The organism is Amycolatopsis sp. DG1A-15b (assembly GCF_030285645.1).
Taxonomy (GTDB): domain Bacteria; phylum Actinomycetota; class Actinomycetes; order Mycobacteriales; family Pseudonocardiaceae; genus Amycolatopsis.
Genome location: NZ_CP127296.1, coordinates 4,819,684 through 4,842,556, shown reverse-complemented (window position 1 = coordinate 4,842,556; position 22,873 = coordinate 4,819,684). Strand labels below are relative to the sequence as shown.

The 22,873-nt window shown below is 67.7% G+C and carries 12 protein-coding genes; 5 read left to right on the top strand and 7 right to left on the bottom strand.

Annotation, left to right across the window (positions count from 1 at the left end):
- Nucleotides 1–7: 7 nt before the first annotated feature.
- A complete protein-coding gene (locus QRY02_RS21990; protein WP_285993401.1) occupies nt 8–1,228 on the top strand; it encodes a helix-turn-helix domain-containing protein in 1,221 nt (406 codons plus the stop codon).
- Here QRY02_RS21990 and QRY02_RS21985 read toward each other — a convergent pair.
- The 5 genes from QRY02_RS21985 to QRY02_RS21965 form a co-directional block, all read right to left on the bottom strand.
- Complete coding sequence (locus QRY02_RS21985) at nt 1,191–2,450, bottom strand: glutamate synthase-related protein (RefSeq protein WP_285993400.1); 1,260 nt, start codon at nt 2,448–2,450, stop codon at nt 1,191–1,193. The two genes, QRY02_RS21990 and QRY02_RS21985, sit on opposite strands and share 38 nt — an antisense overlap.
- Nucleotides 2,447–3,439 (bottom strand): asparagine synthetase A, encoded by a 993-nt coding sequence (locus QRY02_RS21980; protein WP_285993399.1) that lies wholly within the window; start codon nt 3,437–3,439, stop codon nt 2,447–2,449. Before QRY02_RS21980 ends, QRY02_RS21985 begins: the two co-directional genes overlap by 4 nt.
- Complete coding sequence (locus QRY02_RS21975; RefSeq protein WP_285993398.1) at nt 3,436–4,695, bottom strand: methylaspartate mutase; 1,260 nt, start codon at nt 4,693–4,695, stop codon at nt 3,436–3,438. The genes QRY02_RS21980 and QRY02_RS21975 overlap by 4 nt, the downstream gene beginning before the upstream one ends.
- A gap of 32 nt (nt 4,696–4,727) precedes the next feature.
- On the bottom strand, nt 4,728–5,213 hold the full coding sequence (locus tag QRY02_RS21970) for a methylmalonyl-CoA mutase (RefSeq protein ID WP_285993397.1): 486 nt from the start codon (nt 5,211–5,213) through the stop codon (nt 4,728–4,730).
- Between the two features lie 472 nt (nt 5,214–5,685).
- Nucleotides 5,686–6,903, bottom strand: coding sequence for an MFS transporter (locus QRY02_RS21965; RefSeq protein ID WP_285993396.1), 1,218 nt, complete (start codon nt 6,901–6,903; stop codon nt 5,686–5,688).
- A gap of 93 nt (nt 6,904–6,996) precedes the next feature.
- Between QRY02_RS21965 and QRY02_RS21960 the strand changes: the two genes are divergently transcribed.
- Entirely contained in the window at nt 6,997–7,611 is a 615-nt protein-coding gene (locus QRY02_RS21960) for a winged helix-turn-helix domain-containing protein (protein WP_285993395.1), read from the top strand.
- 13 nt (nt 7,612–7,624) lie between these two features.
- Here the strand turns inward: QRY02_RS21960 and QRY02_RS21955 are convergent, their stop codons facing one another.
- On the bottom strand, nt 7,625–8,653 hold the full coding sequence (locus QRY02_RS21955; RefSeq protein WP_285993394.1) for a methyltransferase family protein: 1,029 nt from the start codon (nt 8,651–8,653) through the stop codon (nt 7,625–7,627).
- Between the two features lie 44 nt (nt 8,654–8,697).
- Entirely contained in the window at nt 8,698–9,696 is a 999-nt protein-coding gene (locus QRY02_RS21950) for a pyridoxal phosphate-dependent aminotransferase (protein ID WP_285993393.1), read from the bottom strand.
- Nucleotides 9,697–9,925: 229 nt separating this feature from the next.
- Here QRY02_RS21950 and QRY02_RS21945 point away from each other — a divergent pair, with 229 nt between their 5' ends.
- From QRY02_RS21945 to QRY02_RS21935, 3 genes are read left to right on the top strand one after another with little or no spacing between them, the layout of a single operon-like run.
- Entirely contained in the window at nt 9,926–11,749 is a 1,824-nt protein-coding gene (locus QRY02_RS21945; protein WP_285993392.1) for a non-ribosomal peptide synthetase, read from the top strand.
- Nucleotides 11,746–18,102, top strand: a complete 6,357-nt coding sequence (locus QRY02_RS21940) for a non-ribosomal peptide synthetase (protein ID WP_285993391.1) — start codon at nt 11,746–11,748, stop codon at nt 18,100–18,102. The genes QRY02_RS21945 and QRY02_RS21940 overlap by 4 nt, the downstream gene beginning before the upstream one ends.
- Nucleotides 18,099–22,871, top strand: a complete 4,773-nt coding sequence (locus QRY02_RS21935; protein WP_285993390.1) for a non-ribosomal peptide synthetase — start codon at nt 18,099–18,101, stop codon at nt 22,869–22,871. The genes QRY02_RS21940 and QRY02_RS21935 overlap by 4 nt, the downstream gene beginning before the upstream one ends.
- Nucleotides 22,872–22,873 lie beyond the last annotated feature (2 nt).

Below are 22,873 nucleotides of genomic sequence, written 5' to 3'. Positions count from 1 at the left end.
GGGTTTTGTGGTATTGAATAGCAAGTCGGCGTCGCAAGGCAGATCCGGACTCGCTGGGTACCTGATCACTCAGCGCGCAGCCCTGCGCTGGTCGCAGGAAGAACTCGCCAACCGCTCGTCGGTGAGTGTTCGGACTATTCGAAACATCGAGACCGGCGCCACCCGGTCGCCTCGGCGTGCCTCGGTTGAGCTGTTGCTGACCACAATTTCAGGGGCGGGCGGCGCTCTGCCGATGACGGTCAAAAGCAGCGCCGGCCCCGGTTGGGCCGGATTGTGCATCAATCTGGATCCGCTGGTTGGCCATGCCGGTGAGGTCGAGAAGGTGGCGGACGCTCTTTGGGAGAGCCGTTGCCTGACGCTGACCGGCCCCGGTGGGGTGGGGAAGACCCGGCTGGCGGTGGAGGTCGCAGGGCGGGTCGCTCGACGCGATGCCGAACCGATCGTCGTGATCGGCGCGGAGGCGCTGGCTGGAGGCGACTCGGAGATCGGTGAGCTGACGCGCGAGCTCGACATGGATGGGGAGAAATTTCGCGGCATCGTGCTGTTCGACGGCGTCGAACGGATTCTGGACGAGGCCGTCGACCTGGTGTGGCGGTTGCTCGGTGCGTACCCCGGTATCCGGGTGCTGATCACCTCGCGTCGAGCTTTGCTCCTACCGGGGGTGCCCGTCTGTGAAGTCCGGCCCTTCGGGGTGAGCGAGGACACTTCCGGTGGCTATGCGGCAGAATTTCTGTTCCGACGGCTCGCAGTGCTGTGTCCGACCTTGGATCTCAGCAGTCGGCTGCCGGCGGTCCTGAGGTTGTGCAACCTACTTGACCACATGCCCGGAGCATTGGAGGCCGCCGCCGTCTGGCTGCGTTCCGCGTCCTTGGACGCCTTATTGCAGACCGACCCGCTCGAGGCGGTGCTCAGACAGTCGACGGGTCGCGGTCTGCCGCACCAGCGCACGCTGGCAGACAGCATCGATTGGAGTGTGGACATGCTCGACCCGAGGCAGCGTGCGATGCTTCGCGTGTTGTCGGCGTTGCCTGGTCAGTTCACCGTCGCGGACGTTTTCCGTGAGGCGGAGGGCATGCAGTCGATCGGCCAGGACGCCGTTGCCCAGCTGGCCAAGCTGGTGGAACTCTCGCTTGTACAGGTGCGGCGCGGTCCGGAATACGCCTACAACGTGCTCGGCTACGTCCGGAGATTCATGAGGTCCGCGTCGGTGAACCTGACCGGTCTGTAACTGGGGACCACAGGTGGCTCGGGGCGAGGGCGCTCGGCGTGTACACACCAAGTGAACTGATCAGCATTCGAAGCTCGAGTGTCAGCGCCTCGACCAGCTGTACCAGGCCGTGGCGAGGGTTTTCGTCCACCGCGATCAAGGCGGCTCGCCCCAGGCCGACCGACCGTGCGCCGAGCGCCAAGCATTTCACTGCGCGGGTGCCTTCCCAGATCCTGCCGGAACTCAGCAGGCAACCGGACGAGCCTTGAAGCAGGTCCAGGCAGACGCCGAGGGGCAGTCCGACGCTCGTGAGAAATGCCCTGGGCGCCCAGCCTGTGCCGGCTTCCGCTCCATCGACCGTCACCGCGTCGGCTCCGGCTTCCCAAGCCACCGTGGCGGCGTGGGCGATGTCGGATGCGGGGGGCAGTTTGACCCATACTCGAGCGCGTGGGAAGTTGTTGCGCATCATGCGTACCTGGTTGACGAGTATCTCCTCGGTGAAAGTGCCCGGAATGCTCGTGCGCAGGCCGGCGGCAACCGATCCGAAGAGAGGGTGAGTCGCATACTGTGAGGTGAGTGAGGCGGCGGTGCGGGCGTCGACAACGGTCATCCCACCCAACCCGGGTTTCGCGCCCTGCCCGACCTTGAGCTCGAACCCCAATCGCTCCGATCGCAGGAGCGGCTCGGTGGCGGGATCACTGTAAATGTCGTTCCAGACCTCGGCGTCGGCGTCCTCAGTGGATTGCTGGACGACCACGCCGCCGGCACCGTCCGGTACGGCGCCCAGGTAGGCATCCACTCGATCTGCCAGTACGGATCGCGCGGCGGAGCGAGAGCCGTGGATCGGAACCACATTTTCCCCGACGACCATGGGTAGACCGAGGCTGCCTGCTTGCCTGCTCGCTTCCACCGCGTGGGAGGCGCTGCCCAGCTGAGTCGAGCCGAAGGCTGAGAGGTAGACCGGCAACGGCGACCGGAACCCGCCGATCCTGGTATCGAGATCGACGTCGTGAAAAGCCGGTTCACGGCCGAGCTCGACCATTTTGGCGAGTCGGTCGGGCATGAAGACGGGCGGAACGATGCGAAGAAGGGCAAGTGGATCCCCGGTGAGTTCGACAGCCGCGGACTGGCCGTAGACGTCCTGGCCGTACCCTTCGAGCGGTGGGAAGATCGCGGCCGATCCGGTGCGGGCTCGTTCGCGTACTTCTGCTTCCGGGAACCCGGTGGCGTGTAGCTGCCTCATGCTCCCAACTGTCCGGGAACCTTGGGATACGCGGTCGTTTGCCACAGATAGTCCAATCCGGTGATGAATCGGGTCAGCCGCTCAAGGCCGAGTCCGAATCCCGAGCTGGGCGGGATGCCGTCGCGGAGCACGTCGAGGTACCAACCGTACTTCGCAGGGTTTTCTCCGGTCTCTCGCATTCTGGTGACCACTCGCGTGTAGTCGTGCTCCCGCTCTCCGCCACTGGCCAGTTCCCCGAAGCCGCCGGGTGCGAGGAGATCGAAATTGCGCAGAAGATCACGCTCGTCGGGGTCTTGACGGTCGTAGAACCCGCGGGACCCGCGCGGATAATGAGTTATGAAGAACGGTCCGGCTGCTTTTTGTGAGAGCAAAGCCTCGCCTGACCAGCTGATCTCCGCATGGAGGTCCTGCGTGTGCTGAAGCTCGCGCAACCGAGTCACGGCCTCCCGGTGGGTGAGCGTTTCGAACGGTTCGTGGAGGAGCGAAACGAGGCTCGTCGGGTCCCTGCCGAGTGCGGTGAGATCTTCGGTGCACGCTTCGGTGACGTGCTTCACCACGTGCGTCACGAGTCGTTCGAGGAGCTCCTGGGTGTCCGAGCGGGTCGCGTGCGCCAGCTCGACATCGATCTGGTTGAACTCCACCAGGTGCCGCGCGGTGTCAGCGGTTTCCGGTGGTTCGGCACGCAGATTCGCGGCGACGCAGAAAAGGCGTGACGTCGCGGTGAGCGATGCCTGCTTGTAGAGAATCGCGCTCGTCATCAATTTGTACCGGTGGCCGTAGAGGCTGACGTCGAGCTGCTTCGCGCCGCGCACACCGGGATCGGTCACCGGGCCGACGACCGGCGCCGGCAGCTCGATGCACCCTTCTTGCCGGAGGAAGGCGCGAGCGGCCACCAGGACCTGGTCCTGGACTCGCAGCGCCCGCTGAGTGACCGGTGAGCGCAGGTGCTGACCGGGTGGCGGCGGGAACCGACGGTCGGGGTCCGTCATGAGAGTCTCGATTCAGCGGGTGTCATGCCAGTTGCTCCGATCGTCGCGGCGCTGTCGTACTTACGGCGAACGTAGGACAGGTACTCGAGCAGACCTCGTGAACTCAGGTCCGCCTCTTCGGTGGTCTCGCGGTGGATTGGCAATGTCCCGGTCGCGGCCCAGCGGAGTTTGCCGCGTGCGTCGATGAACGCCCTCGTCGCGCCGGCGTTGTCGGGGTGCAGGCAGTAGGGTATGTCCAGGTGTCCCTTGGCGAACGCGAGGATCAGCGCGGCCCCGATGTCGTGCCCGAAGCTCAGAACGGCGTCGAGGAACAGTCGTGCTTCCCTCTCCACTCCGGTGTCCTCCACCTCCGGCCGGTGGCCGATGTGACAGCGCTCGGCCGTCTGTGCCGCTCGTTCCAGGGCGGATACATTTTCGGCTACTGTCGGTATGCGGTGGGCTTCGGCGCTGGTCTTGACGATGAGCCGGGCCGCGCCTTCCTCGACCGCCAATCGGGTCGCGTCGTCGAGCACGTGTTCGGCGCCGGAGCGGGTGGCCGGGTACATCCCCATGTAGGCGTAGAGCACGATGTGCCATTCCGCCTCCGGCAAGTACTCCCCGGCGAGGCGACGCAGCGCACGGATCGCCTCTCGGTCCTGGTCGGCATCGGCCTGTTGCGCGTAGCTGAGCGAAACGCTGTCGATCCCGTGCTGCACGAAGAACATCGCTTCGAGAATGCTGAGCGCCACCAGGAGGCCGGGCGGGCACAATTGTCCCATCATGCAGCCACCGAACGTCTCCAGATGCGGCCGGCTGCCCTGGCCGCGGGCGGCGGCGAGCGTTTCGGCGGCGGCAGCCCAGTTGCGCACGGAATCGCGGAGGGGAAAGCGTCCGTAGGGCAGGCAGTAGGATACCGGGCCACCTTCGGTGGCGTCCATGCCCGCGTCGATCAGCGCAACCATGATCCGTTGGGGTACTGGAGAGCCGTGGCGTACCTGGACAGGGAAGTCAGGGGTCTGCAGTCCGTCGAGGACGGCACGGGTGACGTCGGTCCTCGTCGTCACCAATGGATATCCGTTGAGGTCGAGGCCTTCGAGGACGGCCAGCGTCGCCGACTCGAGGTCGTCGAGGCGGGTGTAGCTGTCGACGCTGATGGTGCCGACTGTAGTCGCGGCCGCGTGTTTCGTGGCGAGCAGGCCCTCTCGCATCACGCGCGGGTCGGACATGCCCATGCGGGGTTGCACCACGAGCCGGCGTCGAGCGGCGGCAGCGGCCACGGCATCTCCGAACGATCCGGGCACTGCGGTTTTCATTTCCCGCCTCGGACAACGAGCGTCGCGAGCAGAGTCTGCAGGCGGCTCATGCCGTCCTCCCCGTCGAGCACTGCACTGAAGCCTTCTGAGAGAAGCCGTTCCCGATACCGGCGGCCGCCGAGACCAATCCCCAATTTGCCGCCGATGACCACTCGGATCGCGCGCAGGGACGGCACCGCGCGAAGCGCGCGGATCAGCTGTAGACCGTCATTGACGCCGTGGCCATTCACCGTGCTGACCACGATGAGGTCGGGCACCACGTTCGTCGCTTCAGCGATGACCAGCCCGACAGGCGGACAGGGGCCGAGGTTGCGCACTGCCAGCCCGGATTCTTCAAGCCATCTCTGTAGGAACACGAGGTTCCAGGTGTGCGCGTCCGAGATGGTTGTGGTCAGAAGCGCGGTGGGGCATGACGAGCTGGACCCGTGGCTTATTGTGGACGTGTTGGCCCTTCGGCCGAACTGCTGCGCGTCGGGCCTCATCAGTCCTGCCTTTCCTGAGATTTCCTGCAATTCTCGCAGTGTCCTCGGGAGCTCACCAGGAACGTGCCCGGCAACTCGTGCGGAGTTGCCCCTTGGGACGGACACCTTGATCCAGACAGTGGTCTGGAGGGAGGACGTCCTGGTGTCGCGTTCGAGGTATCCGGAGCAGTTCCGTCGGGATGCGGTGGAGTTGGTGAACTCGAGTGATCGGCCGTTGCGGCAGGTCGCGCGGGAGCTGGGGACAGCCACGAGACCCTGCGGTCCTGGGTGAATTCGGCCTAGCCGGCCGCGGAGGCTGGGCAGTCGGCCGAGGATCCGGCGGTGACCGATGAGGTGGCGCGGTTGCGGAAGCAGATCGCTGAGCTGCAGGTGGAGAAGGAGATCCTGCGAGAAGCGGCCAAGTGAGTGGATCCGGTCGGCCGCTACTACAACCACGAGCGGCTGTGCTCCACGTGTTCCGATTCGCGTGGTGTCATTGCTTCCCCGGCCACCGGGCAGTCCGTACCGAGCGGCTGAAGGTGGCGCAGGCCACACCGAGCAGGAGAATCGAGGCAAGGGTCAGCAGGGTCGTCCGCGGGGTCGAATAGTTCATCAGCATCCCGGCACCGATCATGCCGATCGGCAAGCTGAGGCTCAGGAGGGTGAACACCCCGCTCAGCGCCTGTCCCCTCCGTTCGTCGGGAATCTGGCGGATGACGAGGACGTCGAGGAGCACCCGTACCTGTGGCAGGCCCAGTCCGAAACATAGGCACATCAGCGCCGCCCACCAGGGCCCCAGTGGCAAGGCCAGCCCGGCCAGGGTTGGCACCTGGGCGAGCCCGACCACGAGGAGGAGGGCACCCGGACCCAGACGCCGCTGGAGCGGCGCCACGAGCACCGTGCCCGCCAGCGCGCCGACGGCGAACCCGGCGACCACGAGGCCGACCAGCCAGGGCGCGACGCCGTGCTGTTGCAGCAGCACGATCGTGACGAGCTGGGCAATCCACGCCACGGAATTGATCAGCATGAGAACCAGGATCGCGGCCCGCATGGTTCTCTCCCGCAGCGCTGCGGTCAGGCCCTTCAACACCTGGCCGGAAGCGGCCGGTAGCTGCGCCCTGGCCGGTAGCCGGACCAGCCACGTCAGCCCGGCGGACACCGTGAACAGGGCCGTGGCAGTCAGCACCGGGAGGACGGGGGACAGGGCGAAAAGCACGCCGCCCAATGGCGGGCCTGCGAGCTCGGCGGCGTTGTTCCGGACCTCCTCGCCGGTGACGGCGGCGGTCAGTTGTTCGTCGGGGACACTCGCCCGGACCAGGAGCATCCGCGCGGTGCCGATGGTCTGCATGCTGCCCAGGACCACCGCAATCGTGATCACGTGGACGATCGTGAGCTGGCCGAGCCACAGGGCGAGGGCGAGCGTGCCCAGCGCGGCCGCGCGGGCCGTCTCGGCGAGCACGAGCAGTTTCCGGCGGTCGTAGCGGTCGAGCAGCCAGCCCGCCGGAGCCCCGCACAGGACGGTGGTCGTGGTCTGAACAGCAGCGAAGACGCTGGTCAACGCGGGGGAGGACCAGGTACCCAAGATCAGCAAAGGCATTGCCGTCTCGAGCGCGAACAGACCGAGGAAGGCGCCGGCGGACCCGGTCCACAGCAACCGGAAGTTGCGGTTCCGGTGCAGCGGGATCACCGCGTGCCCCGTCGGAGTCGTCACAGGCCCTCCATTCAGCAGATCGACAACATTCATGTTAGCGTGAATGGGTCGACGCCGCGAGAGGCACTCAGAGAGGTTTGCGACGATGACAAGATGACCGATGAGCCTGTCCCGCCCGTCGTCCCGGTCCGGTACGTGGAGGACGTCGAGTCCTTGCGTGCCCTGGCCGATCCGCTGCGGCTGGCCGTCATCAACCTCTTGATGACGCGTGCCGACATCCCCGTGGGCGGCCTCGCGGCCAAGGAGATCGCGCGCGAGCTCCAGGTCTCGCAGACGCGCCTGTACCGGCATCTGAAGCAGTTGGTCGGCACTGGTCTGGTCCAGGTGGCAAGCAGCAGGCTGGTCAACGGGATCGTCGAGCAGGGCTACCGGGCCGGTCAGCGGTCGGTGCGGATCGAAGAAGCCTTCCTGGGTGGGGCCGCGGCCTCCGACGAAGTGCTGCGCACCTTCGGTGCGGTGCTCGACCGGCACCGCACCGACCTCTTCCGGGCTATCCGCGCCGGACACGCCCGGATCGGTGGCTACGACGGCGAACTCCCACCGTCCACCGTCGCGGCTCTGGACGTCCGGCTCTCCGTCGAGCGAGCGGAGTCGTTCGCGAAGCGGCTCTCGGCGCTCGTTGCCGAATTCGCCGAGGCCGAAAGCGATCCGGACGGCGTGCCGACCGCGATGGTGGTCGCCTACTACACCACACCCGATCCGCACTGACGGGCCGCGGTGTTCAACGTCGCGCCAGCAACATCCCGAACTGCAACCCCGTGGTGTCCACCCGGGGATCTGTTTCGGCTTCCGAAAGACACGTCAGTCCGACGCGCTGGAACAGCTCGGCCCACCATTGCCTGCTCTGGAGACGCTGCTCGGTGATCGAGTGGATGAGGAAGTACGGGTTGTAGAAGCTCAAGGCGAGTCCGTGTGCCATCACCGGTGCTTCGGGTTGGTAATCCATTTCGACAACCAGCCAGCGAGCCTCGGGGTGATTTCGAAATGTCGATCGGAGCAGTTCTTCGACGGCCTCCTCCCCTTCCTGCTCGAGCATCTCCTGCAGAACGAAGGCGGTCATGAAGCAGGTACCGTGTCCGTTGCCGGGCAGGTCGATGCCAGCTGCCGCGTCCGCGGCTCCGATGACCATCTCCAGCCTGTCGTCGAGACCCAGCTCGGCGCGAGCGGACTCGCCCAGCCGCACCGAGGCCGGGTTCGGTTCGATGCCCACGCCGCGCAAGCCCGGCCGTGACAGCAGGACGTCCATGAGAAACCGTCCGTCGCCGCATCCCAGGTCGATGACGGAGGAGGTATCCGGGGAAGCGCTCAGCAGGGCCTGCACGACCGGGACGGCGTCATAGCGGCCGATGCCGCAGCTGCCTGCGCCGACCCGGGTGGTGTCGCGGGTCGCCCAGGATGCGCCGGGACGGAGCACCTCGCCGAGCTGTTGCATGGTGGAGGCATAGCCACCCACCAACATCTCGTACCATGGCGCGAAAACCGGCAAGCCCGCGCCCAGCGCCGTCGACCGCCAGCCGTCTTCGTCCACCACGAAGCCCTCGTTCTGGAGGAACAGCAAGAGTCCGGGTAGCCGGTCGGCATCGAGGCCGAGCTTTGCCGCCAATGCGGTGGCGTCGACGCCGGAGTGCTCGTCAAGTGCCTCGAAGATCCCGAGGTCGAGGGCATGGTGCAGGGCCTGGGCGAGGAAAAAGTGCCGGATCGGGCTGATGGCATCGATGAGGCGATGCTGGAAATCGGCAGGAATGGTCATAGAGCGTCCTCGATTCGATTATTTCGATACCGACAGGATTCGGGTCAGCGGACGGGAACACCGGACAGGCAGAGAGCGAGCTGGCGATGGTCGTCCTCCGTGCCGACGCTCACGCGGAGCCAGCCCGGCAAGCCGAACGAGTCGCAGTGCTTGACCTGTATCCGGTCGCACAGCAGCGCGTCCAGCACCGGGCCGGCGCGGTCCGGCCGGAGTTTGGCCATGACGAAGTTGGCGTGCGTGTCGCGCACCTCGGCGAAGACACCGCTGTCGCGCAGGATGGTGGCCAGCACCGGGCGGGCGGCCCGCACGTGGTCGGCGAGCCGTTGGATGAAGGCGGGTGCTGCCAGCACGCCCGCAGCGGCGGCGAGACTGACCGCGTCGATCGGCATGAACCGCCTGGCGGGCGCCAGCTCGGTGATCAGCCCGGCCTCCGCGATGAGGCAGCCCACGCGGATGCCTGCCAGCCCGAATGCCTTCGCGAAGCTGCGGTACACCAGGAGGCCGCGGCCCGGGCGAGCGCCGCTGAGCACGCTCGGCGTGCCGGAGAACTCTTGGTAGGTTTCGTCGAGAAAGAGGTACTCGGCCTTCTCGCTCACTCGGGACAGCCACTCGCCGGAGACCATCGTGCCGGTCGGGTTGTTCGGTTGCGCGATGAACACCATGTCGCCGTTACCCAGCTCCGCCGGTATCCCAGCCGGTTGCCAATCCGGTCCGAGGCGAATGGGCAGGAATTGCTTGCGCCCTACCCCGGCGCGATCGGGATAGGCGTCGAAACCGGGTCGCAGCGCCCAGGCTCGGTCCACCAGGGACAATGCGATGTCCACGGCCTCGTCCACCCCCGCGGTCAGGAGGAGCTCGTCCTGACCGACGCCGAAGTGTTCGGCCGCCAGCGCGCCGACTTCGGCGAGAAGACCGCGGGGGTAACGGTGCAACCGCTGGACGGCGTCGACGGCGCGAGCGACCGCCTCGGGTGGTGGGCCGAGGGGGCTCTCGTTCCAATCCAGCAGCAGCATGTCGTCGCCGGAGATGATGCATCGGTCCATCGCGGCCTCCTGAATCGTGGCCGGGGTTCCGGTCCGCACCGATGTTCGCGGGATTCGATCGTCATCGGCCAGGCAACAGCCCAGGCAACATATCCGCGTCAAGGTTGCCGCTGCCCCCGTGCCAGTTGCCGGGCATGTGTCCTCGAACGCCGGCCCGATCGCTGGAACCGTGGAAGGTCCGGAGCCGCTTTGCGGCCATACGGTCAGTAGCAGGAGGCTGAACCGGCTCATGAGCACGATTCATGAATCACTGCGAGCGCGAACCAGTCGCACGCCGGCCGCGATCGCCGTGGCGTGCGGTGACCACGAGCTGAGCTATGCCGAACTGGACGCCGCCGCGGATCGGCTCGCGGCCCGGCTGCTCCGCTTCGAGCGAACGGGACCGGTCGGAGTCCTGCATCGGCGTTCGGCGTATCACGTGGTCGCCCTGTTGGCCGTGCTCAAGGTGGGCGCGGCCTACGTTCCGATCGATCCCCGGCTTTCCCCGGCCGCGCGCGCCGAGTTCCTCCGCGATGCGGGCGTGCGGGTTCTGGTCAGTGACGGAGCGCCTTCGGAAGCGGACGTTGCGCTCGGGTTGCCGATCGTCGAGGCGGGAGCCGAGGAAGCCGACAGCGGGCCGGCGGATGTGGGACGCGTGCCGCCGGACGCACTGGCCTACCTCATGCGGACCTCGGGATCGAGCGGCCGTCCGAAGGTGATCGGCGTCACCCACCGCAATGTGCTCGACCTCGCGGCGGAGCCGCGCTTCGGTGCCAACGGGGACCTTCGTGTGCTGCTCCACTCTGCAGAAGCGTTCGACGCCAGCGTCTTCGAGCTGTGGGTGACGTTGCTCAACGGCGGACAGGTCCTGCTGTGGCCCGAGCCGGAGCTGGACATCGCCACGTTGTCGCAACTCGTCACCGGGCGGCAGCTCACCCGGATTTGGCTCACCGCGGGCGTCTTCGCGGCGGTCGCCGCCGAGCACCCGCAGGCGCTGCGAGGGCTACAAGAGGTTTGGACCGGAGGCGACGTCGTTCCCGTGGAGGCAGTAAGCCGTGTCCTGGTGGCGTGTCCGGGGATCTCGGTGGTCAACGGTTACGGCCCCACTGAGACCACGGTGTTCGCGACCAGCCACGCCGTCGGCGATCCGGTTGGCCTCACTTCGGATGTGCCGATCGGACGGCCACTGCTCGGTGTTCGAGCCTACGTGCTGGACGACAGCCTACGGCCGGTGCCGCAGGGGCAGATCGGTGAACTCTACATCGGCGGAGCGGGAATCGCGCGCGGGTACGCAGGGCAGCCGGCGATGACCGCGGAACGGTTCGTCGCCGACCCGTTCACCGGCGAAGGCAGCCGGATGTACCGCTCCGGCGACCTCGTCCGCGCCGGCGCGGATGCTGCGCTGCACTTCGCCGGGCGTGCGGACGACCAGGTCAAGATCCGCGGTTTTCGGGTCGAGCCGGGCGAGGTCGAAGCGGCTTTGCTGCGATTTCCCGACGTGGCTCGCGCAGCCGTCACCGTTCGCGAAAACGGCACCGGGCAACGGGCACTCGCGGCGTATGTGGTTCCAGCCGAGGGATGTGCTCCGGAGCCGGCCGAACTGCGTGCGCGACTCGGCGCACAGCTGCCTGACTACCTGGTCCCGGAAACAGTGCTGCCGATGTCGTCGTTCCCGGTCACGGCCAACGGCAAGCTCGACCGCCGCGCGTTGCCGGATCCGCCGGTGCCAGGACGCGCCGGCGGAAGCGGGAAGACACCCGGCACCCGGCGCGAGGAGCTGTTCGCCGGCCTGGTCGTCAGCGTGCTCGGCATTGCCGAAGCACCGGTCGATCAAGGGTTTTTCGAGCTGGGGGGTGATTCCATCTCGGCACTGCGGCTGGTCGCCCGCGCGGCCGGCGCCGGCTGGGGCATCACCCTGCGTGACGTGTTCGCCTGGAACACCATCGCGGAACTCGCCCAGGCGGCGCGGCCGGTCCAGCCCCTCGAGACAACGGCGGTTCCCGGACTCGAGCCCGCGCGCCTCGATGACGACGAACTGGCGATGGTGCAGTCGGAACTGGGGAGTGACGCGTGAGCCGGCCCGAGGTCGCGGAAGTTCACCCGCTCGTGCCTCTTCAAGCGGGAATGCTCTTCCACAGCCTTTACGACGAAAACAGCACGGACGTCTACATCGTCCAGTTCGCGTTGGAGCTCACCGGTCCTTTGGACGTGAGCTTGCTGCGCGAATCGTGCGAAGTCCTGATCGCGCGCCACGCCGCATTGCGCTCGGCTTTCGTCCACCGCCGGACTGGTGAGCCAGTGAGGGTCGTCGCCAAAGGGGTTGCGATCCCGTGGCGCGAGTACGACCTGACCACAGGGGGCGCCGGGGCACAACGGTCCCGCGAGGACGACGTCTTGGCCGACGAGCGGGCGCGGCGCTTCGCGATGACCCGCCCGCCGCTGGTGCGCTTCGCCTTGATCCGGTCGGCACCGGAAAGGGCGGTGCTCGCGGTGACGGCGCACCACGCGATCCTCGACGGCTGGTCGGTGCCGCTGGTACTCGAAGAACTGCTCGAGCTGTACGCTCACGGCGCCGATCCGTCGGCGCTCCCGCCGGTGGCACCCTACGCCGGCTACCAGCGCTGGCTCGACGCTCGCGACGACGTCGCCGCCGGGAATGCCTGGCAGGTCGCGCTGTCCGACCTGGCCGGTCCCACCCTGGCCGCACCCGGCGCCGGCCTCGGCAATCCCGCTGCACCTCGCCGCCTGACCGCGGTGCTGCCCGAAGCCGAAGTCGGGCTCCTCGGCGACGTCGCCCGCAGCCGGAACCTCACCCCGAGCACGATCCTGCAAGGGGTGTGGGCGTTGGTGCTCAGCGCCATGACGGGTGTTCGCGATGTCGTCTCGGGGATCCAGGTCACCGGCAGGAACGCGGAAGTAGCCGGTATCGAACGTCTGGTCGGGATCGTGATGAATACCGTGCCGATGCGTGCTCGCCTAAACCCCGCGGAGCCCGCCGCCGAGTTCTTCGCACGCCTGCAGCTCGAACAGGCCGGCCTGTTCGAACACCATCACCTCGGCCTTCCCGATATCCAACGTGCGGCCGGTTTCGAGGAACCTCTTTTTGACACCACCTTCGTATACGAGAACATTCCCTATGATGCCGCGGAGCTGGCGAATATCGTGCCGGGTCTGGCGGTGAGGTTGCTGGACGACGACGCGGATCCGGAAGCCACGCACTATCCGTTGAACTTCGTCGTCTTCCCGGGCCCGTCCCTGCGTTTCGAACTGGGGTACCGGCCGGACGTCATTTCGGGAAGAACCGCGTCGATCTGGCTGGATCTCTACCTCAAGACGGTGCGGCGGATCTTGCGCGACCCGAACCAGCCGCTCGGTCGGTTGCCCGCTCTTCCCGGACGGGACGAGGTCGGCTCGACCGGTACCTTGCCGCCGGCTTCGCCGTCGCCGTCATCGCTCGTCGACGTCTTCACCGGACAGGTCGAGCGAACTCCCGATGCCGTCGCGATGGTGGCGGACGGACAACGCATCACCTTCAGTGAACTGGGCGTGCGTGTCGAGCGGCTGGCTCGCGAACTGCACCGGCACGGTGCCGTGGCGGACCGGTTCGTGGCTGCCGCGGTGCCGCGATCGGCCGATGCTCTCGTCGCCGTGCTGGCGATCCTCCGGTCCGGAGCGGCGTACCTGCCGATCGATCCCGACCAGCCGGGCGGCTGGATCGCCGAGGTGCTCGCCCGGACCGGTCCGGTCGTCGGGCTGACGACCGCGGATCTGGCCGTGGCGTTGCCCGGGATACCCGGCGGCCGCTGGATATCCGGTGTGGACGGGGAGGGTCCCGGGAGCGACGCCGCGTTGCCACCGCACGGCGCTGGGTGTGCGCTCGCGTATGCCATTCCGACCTCTGGATCCACGGGGCAACCGAAGATCGTTCTGGTCGAGCAGCACAGCCTGAGCAACATGTTCCACAGTCACGAACGGCACTACTACGCGAAAGAGGCAACGGGAAACACCCGCCTCCGGGTCGCCTTGACCTACGCGATGACGTTCGACGGGTTCTGGTCACCGTTGTTTTGGATGGTCGCCGGGCACGAGTTGCACCTCCTCGACGACACCGTGCGCAAGGACACCGAGGCACTGGTCGCCTACGTGCACCAGCACGCCCTCGATGTCGTGGAGACCACGCCCAGCCACGTGGAACTGCTGCTGAGCGGAGGCCTGCTCGAAGAACCCGGGCCGCGGGTGCTGGCTTTGGGCGGAGAGCCGATCTCACCGGAGTTGTGGTTGCGGTTGCGACGCGCCGACGTGTCGGCTTACAACATGTACGGACCGACCGAATGCACCATCGACCCGCTGTACTGCCGGATCGACGACGTCGAGCGGCCCAGCATCGGTGAACCCGCGGACAACAACCGGATTCACGTCCTCGACACCTTTCTCCGGCCGGTGGCCGAGGGAGTGGTCGGTGAGCTGTACATTTCCGGAGAAGGCGTGGCCCGCGGTTATGCCGGGCGTCCGGGTGCGACCGCCGAGCGATTTGTGGCTTGTACCGCCGGCAACGGCGAGCGGATGTATCGCACCGGCGACCTCGTACGTCGGGATTCCGGTGGCGAGCTGTGCTTTGTCGGTCGCGCCGACGACCAGGTCAAGATCCGCGGGTTCCGGGTGGAACCGCGTCAGGCGGAACTGGTGATCGCGGCGCTGCCGGAAGTGGCTCAGGCGGCCGTCGTCGTCCGCGCCGATCAGTTCGGTGACCCCCAGCTCGTGGCGTACGTCGTGCCCGCTCCAGGGAGCTCGGTCGACCCGCACGGTGTGCGCACCGAGGTGAGTTCGGTCCTGCCGGCACACATGGTGCCCGCGGTGGTCGTGGCATTGGACGTGCTCCCGACGACGACATCGGGCAAATTGGACCGGCGCGCGTTGCCTGCGCCGAAGTGGACGTCCCAGGCGGCCCGGGCCGCTAGGACGCTGCTTGAGGCAGTCGTCGCGGACGCGTTTGCGGCGGCGCTCGACGTTGCAGCGATCGACCCGGACGACGATTTCTTCCGCCTGGGCGGACATTCGCTGCTGGTCACGAAGCTCGTTGGGCGGCTGCGATCGGCACTGCGAACCGAGATCAGCGTCCGGGATGTTTTCGACCACCCCACCGCGGCCGGACTCGCTCTGCTGCTGGACGGCCGGGCCGGGCGGGTGGCGCCGCCGCGCCTGGAGCCCCGCCGACGCCCGGCCGAGCTGCCGCTGTCTGCTCCGCAACGGAGACTCTGGGCGCTGGCGCAGATCGACGGTACCAGTGCCCCGTACAACGTTCCCTCGGCGTGGCGCCTTCGTGGCGGCGTCGATCGCGTCGCTCTGGCTTCGGCGATCGGTGACGTGGCACTTCGGCACGAGGCCCTGCGTACGGTGTTCCCGGTTACGAACGGCGAGCCGCGTCAGCGGATCCTGGACCGGCTTCCCGGGGTCGAGTTCCTGGAGTGCGTCGACGAGAAGGAGCGGCGAAGCCGCATCGCCGAAGCCGAACGCGCCCCCTTCGACCTTTCCGGGGAACTGCCGATCCGGGTTCGGCTCTGCAGCGTCGGCGATCAGGACCATGTTCTGTCCGTGGTGATCCACCACAGCGCAACGGACGGATGGTCGGCCGGCCCATTCGCCCTCGATCTCGCAGCGGCCTATGAAGCGCGGGTGGCGGCAACCGCCCCGGCATGGTCTCCGCTGCCGGTTCAATACGCCGATTACACGCTGTGGCTCGAAGAGTTCCTGAGCGCTCCGCGTGACTCCGGCACCCTGCGTACGCAACAACTGCGCTATTGGCGCACTGCCCTCGCCGGGCTGGCCACCGTCACGAACCTGCCGACGGACAGGCCGCGGCCGGCTCGCCGAAATCACGATGGTGACCATGTGCGCGCTGTTCTGGGCACGTCGTCGCACAACGCGTTGCGGGACCTCGCTCGGCAACACAACGTCACGCTGTTCATGGTGGTCCAGGCAGCGCTGAGCCTGGTGCTGTCCCGCCTCGGTGCCGGCTCCGACATTGCTGTCGGAACCCCGAGCGCGGCCAGGGCCGACCCTGCGTTGGACGGGATGGTCGGCTTCTTCGCAAACACAATGGTGCTACGCACGGACGTTTCGGGCGAGATCACTTTCGCGGAACTCCTCACCAGGGTTCGTGCGGCGGATCTCGAGGCGTTCGCGAACGCCGACGTCGCGTTCGACGAAGTCGTGGGAGCGATCGACCCGGCCCGGCTGCCGTCGGTCCACCCTTTGTTCCAGGTCGTACTGGTCGCGCGCGACACCGGAGCGCCCGCTCTGAAGCTGACCGGTTTGGCGGTCGAGGAAGAGCCTCCGGCGCATGTGGCAGCTCGGTTCGACCTGACCTTCGAGTTCGGTGTCGTGTCCGGTGACGAACTGGAACTCGCCCTGGTATACGCCGTCGATCTGTTCGATCGGGCGACTGCGAATGCCATGGTGGACCGCCTCGGTCAAGCGCTGCTGACGGTCGCCGACGCCCCCACCATTCCGATCCGGCAGGTGGACGTCCTCCTGCCGGAGGAACGAGGGCGGATCGCCAAGGCCGCCGTCGGCCGGTCGCCCGGCGAGTGCCTGCACGAAGTGTTCCAGGATCGGGCTCGGGCCACGCCCCAGGCGATCGCCGTCATTGCCGGCGACGAGCGGCTCACCTACGCCGAACTGGACTCCCGCGCCGACCGCCTCGCCAACCACTTGCTCGCGCGGCCCCTCACCGGCCCGGTCATCGGCATCCACCTGGAACGAGGGCCGGAATTGCTCGTGGCTCTGCTGGCCGTGCTCAAGGCCGGTCGGGCGTACGCGCTGCTGGACGTGGAGTTTCCACCGGAGTGGGTGGCCACCGTCGCCGGCGACTCCGGAATGAGCTTGGTGCTGTCCACATCCGCGCGCGCCCGGACAGTCGAGTGGCGCGGTGTCGAAGTTCTGAACTTGATGGCCGAGGCACCTCTGCTCCCCGAAACATCCTCGTCGAGCTCCGCTGTTTCCGTGGACCCGGATGCGCCGGCTTGTGCGATGTTCACCTCCGGTTCGACCGGCCGGCCGAAATGCGTCCTGGCCCCGCACCGTGCCCTGACCGGCACCTACCTCGGCCAGGACTACCTGAGTTTCGGCGCGGACCAGGTATGGCTCCAGCTGTCACCGGTCTCCTGGGACGCGTTCGCGCTGGAGGTCTTCGGCGCCCTGCTTTTCGGCGGCACGACGGTGCTGTACCCGGGTGCGCAGATCGACCTCGACACGGTCGCGCACCTCGTGGCCGAACACGGGGTGACGTCCTTGCAGCTGTCGGCAAGCTTGTTCAACCTCCTCGTGGACGAACGGCCGGAGGTGTTCGACGGACTGACCCAGGTCATGACCGCCGGCGAGGCCGCGTCGGCAAGCCACGTCGCCACCGTGCTCGCCCGGTGCCCGCGATTGCGAGTCGTGAACGGCTACGGGCCGGTCGAGACACTGGGATTCTCCACCGCCCACGACATCGTCCCGGCCGATGTCGAACGCGGCTCGATTCCCATCGGGCATCCGGTGGCGGGCAAAGCCGCCTTCGTGCTCGACACGGAGCTGCGGCCGGTGCCGGACGGTGTACCCGGCGAGTTGTACCTCGGGGGAGTGGGGCTGGCGCGGGGTTATCTCGGCCGGGCGGCCGGCACCGCCACGCGCTTCGTGGCTTGCCCGTTCGGCCCGGCCGGGGCGCGGATCTACCGCACCGGCGACCTCGTCCGCCGGACCCGGACCGGGGTTCTCGAGTACCTCGGCCGCCTCGATGACCAAGCCAAGGTCAACGGGTTCCGCGTGGAACCCGGCGCGGTCGAGCAAGCTCTGTCGGGCATTTCCGGCGTGCGGCGTGCGGCGGTGGTGGTGCGCGACGACCGATGGGGAAAACCCGCGTTGACAGCGTACGTGGAGGGCACAGACGTCGACCCGGCACGCCTTCGTGCGGCGTTGTCGGAGGTGCTGCCCCGGCACCTGGTCCCCACGGCTTTTATCGGGCTGGCCGACCTGCCGCTGACCACCAACGGGAAGCTCGATCGGGGTGCGCTCCGGCAACCGCACTTCGAAGCCGACGAAGGGCGGCGCCCGGTGGCCACCTCGGAGGAAGCGCTCCTGGCCACCTTGTTCTCCGAGGTACTCGGCGTTCCCGAAGTGGGACCGGACGATGACTTCTTCGCCTTGGGCGGGCACTCGGTATCGGCGATCCGGCTGGCTGCGCGAGCTCGTTCCGCGAACCTCGTGGTCACCGCGCAGCAGGTGTTTGCCCACCCGACCGTCGCCGATCTGGCGACGCACGTGACGCGGCCGGATCCGGGCGACTCGCAGCCGCACCTGGACGGCTCGCTCGAACTGGACGCCGACGAACTGGCCGAGGTCGCCTCCTGGCGTAACGCCACCACTCCGGACCCGGCGGAAAGCGAGTGAACGTGCGCGACCCTGTTGCCGAAGAAGTCCTGCCCTTGTCGTCCCTCCAAGAAGGACTCTTCTTCCACGCCCAGCACGACACCCAGGGCCCCGATGTCTACCTCGTCCAATCCGGACTGGTGCTGGAAGGAGCGATCCGGGAGCAGGAGCTCCGAGCCGCATGCGACCGCGTGGTGCAGCGCCATTCCGCGTTGCGGGCGGGTTTCCTCGGCTTGTCCTCGGGACGGATCGTCCAGGTCGTGCCCGCCGCCGTCACCGTGCCGTTCGAAGTGACAGATCTCTCCCACGTTCCGGCCGCCCGGCAGCGAAGCGAGCTGACCGATCTGCTCGATCGCGACCGCCTCCGGCGGTTCGACCTCGGGAACGCTCCCGCCCTGCGATTCCTCCTGGTCCGGCTGGGGCGACGACGTGCGGCTCTGGTGCTGTCGATCCACCACATCCTGGTGGACGGCTGGTCCATGTCGGTGTTGTGGCGCGATCTCATGCGTGCGTACTCGGGGGTCGAGTCGGCGCCGCCGGCGAACTACAGTGCCTATCTGGGCTGGCTCGGCCGGCAAAACCGCACCGACGCCATCGAGGCATGGCGGTCAGCGCTGGCGGGGCTGGACGAGCCGGCGCTGGTCGTCCCCGACACGGGCGAGCGGACCGCCGCATTGCCGTCGAGGATCATCACCGAATTGCCGGCCGGCCTGACGGCCGCACTCGACCGGGAGGCACGGGCACGGCGGCTGACGCTGAACACGATCGTGCAAGGTGTCTGGGGCCTGTTGCTGTCGAACCGGCTCGGCAGGCGTGACGTCGTGTTCGGGGCGACCGTATCGGTCCGGCCGGCGGAGGTACCCGGGGTCGAGGACATGGTCGGCCTGCTGGTCACCACCGTCCCCGTCCGGGTCACCGTCGACCCGGGAGAACCGCTCACGCGGATGTTCACCCGGATCCAGCGGCAGCAGTCGGCCCTGATCGCGCACCACCACCTCGGCCTGGCGAACATCCAGCGGGCGGTCGGACTGGGGGACCTTTTCGACACGGTCATCGTGTTCGAGAGTCAGCCGGCCGGAGAGCCGGAGGTTTTCGGTGCTCTCCGAGCCACCGCGCTGCCTGACGACAGCAAGTCCGGGGTCATGCATTACCCGCTCAGTCTTGCCGTTCACCCCGGGGAACAGATGTCGTTGCACCTCAGCTTCCGGGCCGACCTGATCGACCGGGACGCCGTCGACCGGCTCGCCGCGGGACTGGTGAGCGTCATGGAAACCGTGGTGGACGATCCGGATCGCGTCGCCGGCCGGCTCGAGCGGGCGCCCGTCGGTACTGGCGCGCGGCTCGCCGGAGCCGACAGCCCGACCGTTCGTCCGGTACCCCGCACGACGCTGCCCGAACTGTTCCAGGAGCAGGCCGCCCGGACGCCCGGAGCGACCGCGGTCGTGCACAAGGGGCACACGTTGACCTACCGCGAGCTGGACCGGCGCGCGAACCGGCTCGCCCGGGTCCTTCGGCTGCGCGGCGTCGAGCGCGGACACGTCGTGGCGGTTGCCCTGCCCCGCTCCCTGGAACTGATGATCGCGTTGTACGCCGTGCACAAGGCAGGCGCCGCGTACCTGCCCGTCGATCCGGATCTCCCGGCGGAGCGGGCCGGGATCATGTGCGCCGACGCCCGGGCGACCGTCACCGTGACCGAACGAACCTACGAGGAGCTGGTGAAAGCCGTGCCCGGGCGGCTCACGCTCGGTGCCGCCGCGCCCGAGGACCCTGCTTACGTCATCTACACGTCGGGTTCTACCGGACGGCCCAAGGGGGTCGTCGTGCCCCACAGCGCGATCGTCAACAGGCTGCTGTGGATGCAGGACCACTTCGGGCTGGAGCCGGGCGAGCGGGTGCTGCACAAGACACCCGTCGGCTTCGACGTGTCCGTGTGGGAGCTCTTCTGGCCGTTGCTGGCCGGTGCCACCGTCGTTCTGGCCGATCCGGGCGGGCACACCGATCCCGCTTACCTGGCCCGGTTGATCGAGACGGAGAAGGTGACCACCGCCCACTTCGTGCCGACGATGCTGGATGCGTTCATCCGCGCACGTGAAACAACAGGGACCAGGTTGCGCCGTGTCATTTGCAGCGGTGAACAGCTCGATCGGGAGCTGGCCGGCCGCGCCCACGCCGTGCTGGGAGTCGCCCCGCACAACCTGTACGGCCCGACCGAGGCCGCCGTCGACGTGACTGCCTGGCAGTACGATCCGGGAGACCGGCGCGCCGGTGTCCCGATAGGACTGCCGATCTGGAACACGCAGGTTCACCTGCTGGACCACAACCTGCACCCGGTTCCGGCCGGGGAAACCGGCGAGCTGTACCTGGCCGGCGCAGGGCTGGCGCACGGCTACACGGGCCGGCCGGACTTGACCGCGGATCGGTTTGTGGCCTGCCCGTTCGGCGCCTCCGGTGGCCGGATGTATCGCACCGGCGACCTGGGACGCCGTGGTCCGGACGGGGCACTCGAATACCAGGGGCGGGTGGACGACCAGGTGAAGATTCGTGGCGTCCGCGTCGAACCGGACGAAGTCTCCGCCGTGCTGGCCGGCCACCCGGCGGTGCGCAGGGCACTGGTCGTCGCGCGTAAGGCGCCGACGAGCGGGAACCGGCTGGTGGCCTACGTGGTTCCGGCGGAGGCGGCTTCGGCCGATCTCCGGGGTTACCTCGAGGCACGGCTGCCTTCCTACCTGGTCCCCACGGCTTTCGTCGGTCTCGGCTCCATACCGGTGACCGCCAACGGGAAGGTGGACCGGCGCGCTCTGCCGGAGCCTGCGAAGCGTGACGGGCCGCCCCCGCGGCGCCCGCAGAACGCCGGTGAGCGAGCGCTGAGCGCAGCCTTCGCGGAGGTGCTCGGCGTTGCGGAGGTCGGGACGGGCGAAGACTTCTTCGAACTCGGCGGCGACTCGATCTCGTCGATCCACCTGGCGGTGAAGGCACGCGAAGCGGGTTTTGTGGTGACCACGCACGACATCTTCCGATATCGCACCGTCCGGGAATTGATCGTCCACGCTCGTCCCGGTGACCGTCCGCCGGATGGGGAGCCCGTCCCGGCGGCAATGGCACTCGCACCGGCGGAAGCCGAGATCCTCGACCGGCACTACCCGGAACGAGAGGCCGTCTGGCCGGTCTCCCCTTTGCAGGAGGGCCTGCTCTTCCACGCCGATTGCAGCGCCGGCGAAGTCGACGTGCACGTCGTGCAAATCGCGCTCACGCTGACGGGGGAGGTCCGTGCGGCCGACCTGCGCGCGGCGTGGCGAGCCTTGGTGCGCAGGCACGGGGCCCTGCGTGCGGCCTTCCCCCGGCTCCCGTCCGGGCGGCCGGTGCAGGTCCTGCCGAGCGGGGTGGATCCGGTCTGGAGCGAGGTCGAACTCGTCGACGATCTACCGGCCCTGCTGGCGAGTGACCGGCTGACGCCGTTCGACTTGAACTCGCCGACGCCAGCGAGGCTCATGCTCGTCCGCGAAAGCTCCGGGAAAACCACGGTCGTCCTGACCTTGCACCACATCGTCGTCGACGGGTGGTCCATCCCGACGTTGTTGCGCGATCTTTTCGCCCTCTACAAGGGAGACGAGCTGCCCGGTCCCGCTTCCTACGGCGACTACCTGGCGTGGGTGACGAGACAGGATCGGTCGTCGGCGGCCGCTGTCTGGGCGAGTGCGCTGGCCGGCCTGAACCGCGCGGCGCTCGTGGCTCCCGGCATCCGTTCCGCGGCTACCGCCGTGCTGCCGGCTCGGATTTCGACGCAGTTGCCGGTCGAAGCCTCTCGGCGGATCGCCGCGGCCGCGAGAGCCGGCGGGATCACGGTCAACACCTTGACCCAGGTGGCCTGGTCGCTGCTGCTCGCTCGGTTGCTGGACACCGAAGACGTGGTTTTCGGCGCCACGGTATCCGGGCGTTCGCCGGAAGTGCCCGCCGTCTCCGAGATCGTCGGCCTGTTGATCAACACCGTACCCGTGCGGGTGCGGATCCGGCCGGACGAGCGGCTGATCGACCTGTTGACCCGGGTTCAGGACGAACAGTCGGCGCTGGTGGCCCAGCACCATCTAGGGCTCACGGAGATCCATCGCGCGGTGGGCCGGACGGCCCTGTTCGACACAACTGTCGTATTCGAAAACTACCCCATCGACAAGTTCGGCGACTACGGGCAGGCGGGACGAAACCCGCTCGGCGAGATCGGGCTGGACCTGGGATTCGTGGAAATGGCCGCTCATGACGCCTTTCATTATCCCTTGCGCCTCATGGCAGCGTGTGATGATCGCATCTTCCTGCGGATAGATTACCGGGAAGAGTTGTTCGACGAATCTGTGCTGTGGTCGTGGATCGAGTGGCTTGTGCACGTGTTCGAGTCATTCGAAAGTGATCCGAATACGCTGATTCACCGAGTACTGCGCGCAAAGCTCGCCGGATGTCCGATGGTGCCGGCCTCGACGCCCGATCGGCCGGGTGCGGTCGGGCACGAGCCCTCGGTGCCGTCGGAGGCGGGGGTGGAACTCATGCGTCGGCTTCGCCCGATCGCCGCTGAAGTGCTCGGGCTTCCTTCGATCGGGGACGACGAAGATTTCTTCGAGTTGGGTGCGGATTCCTTGGTCCTGGGCCGCCTGGCGGGCGCGTTTCGGGCCGGAGCCGATGTGGAAATCCCGGTGCGGCAGCTGTTCGAGCGCAGCACGCTGGCGGGGGTGATCGATTACTGTGAAGTTGCCGGTCGATTTCCTGGCCGAAGGAGCCCGTCTTCTGAAGACTTCGAGTGCTAGCC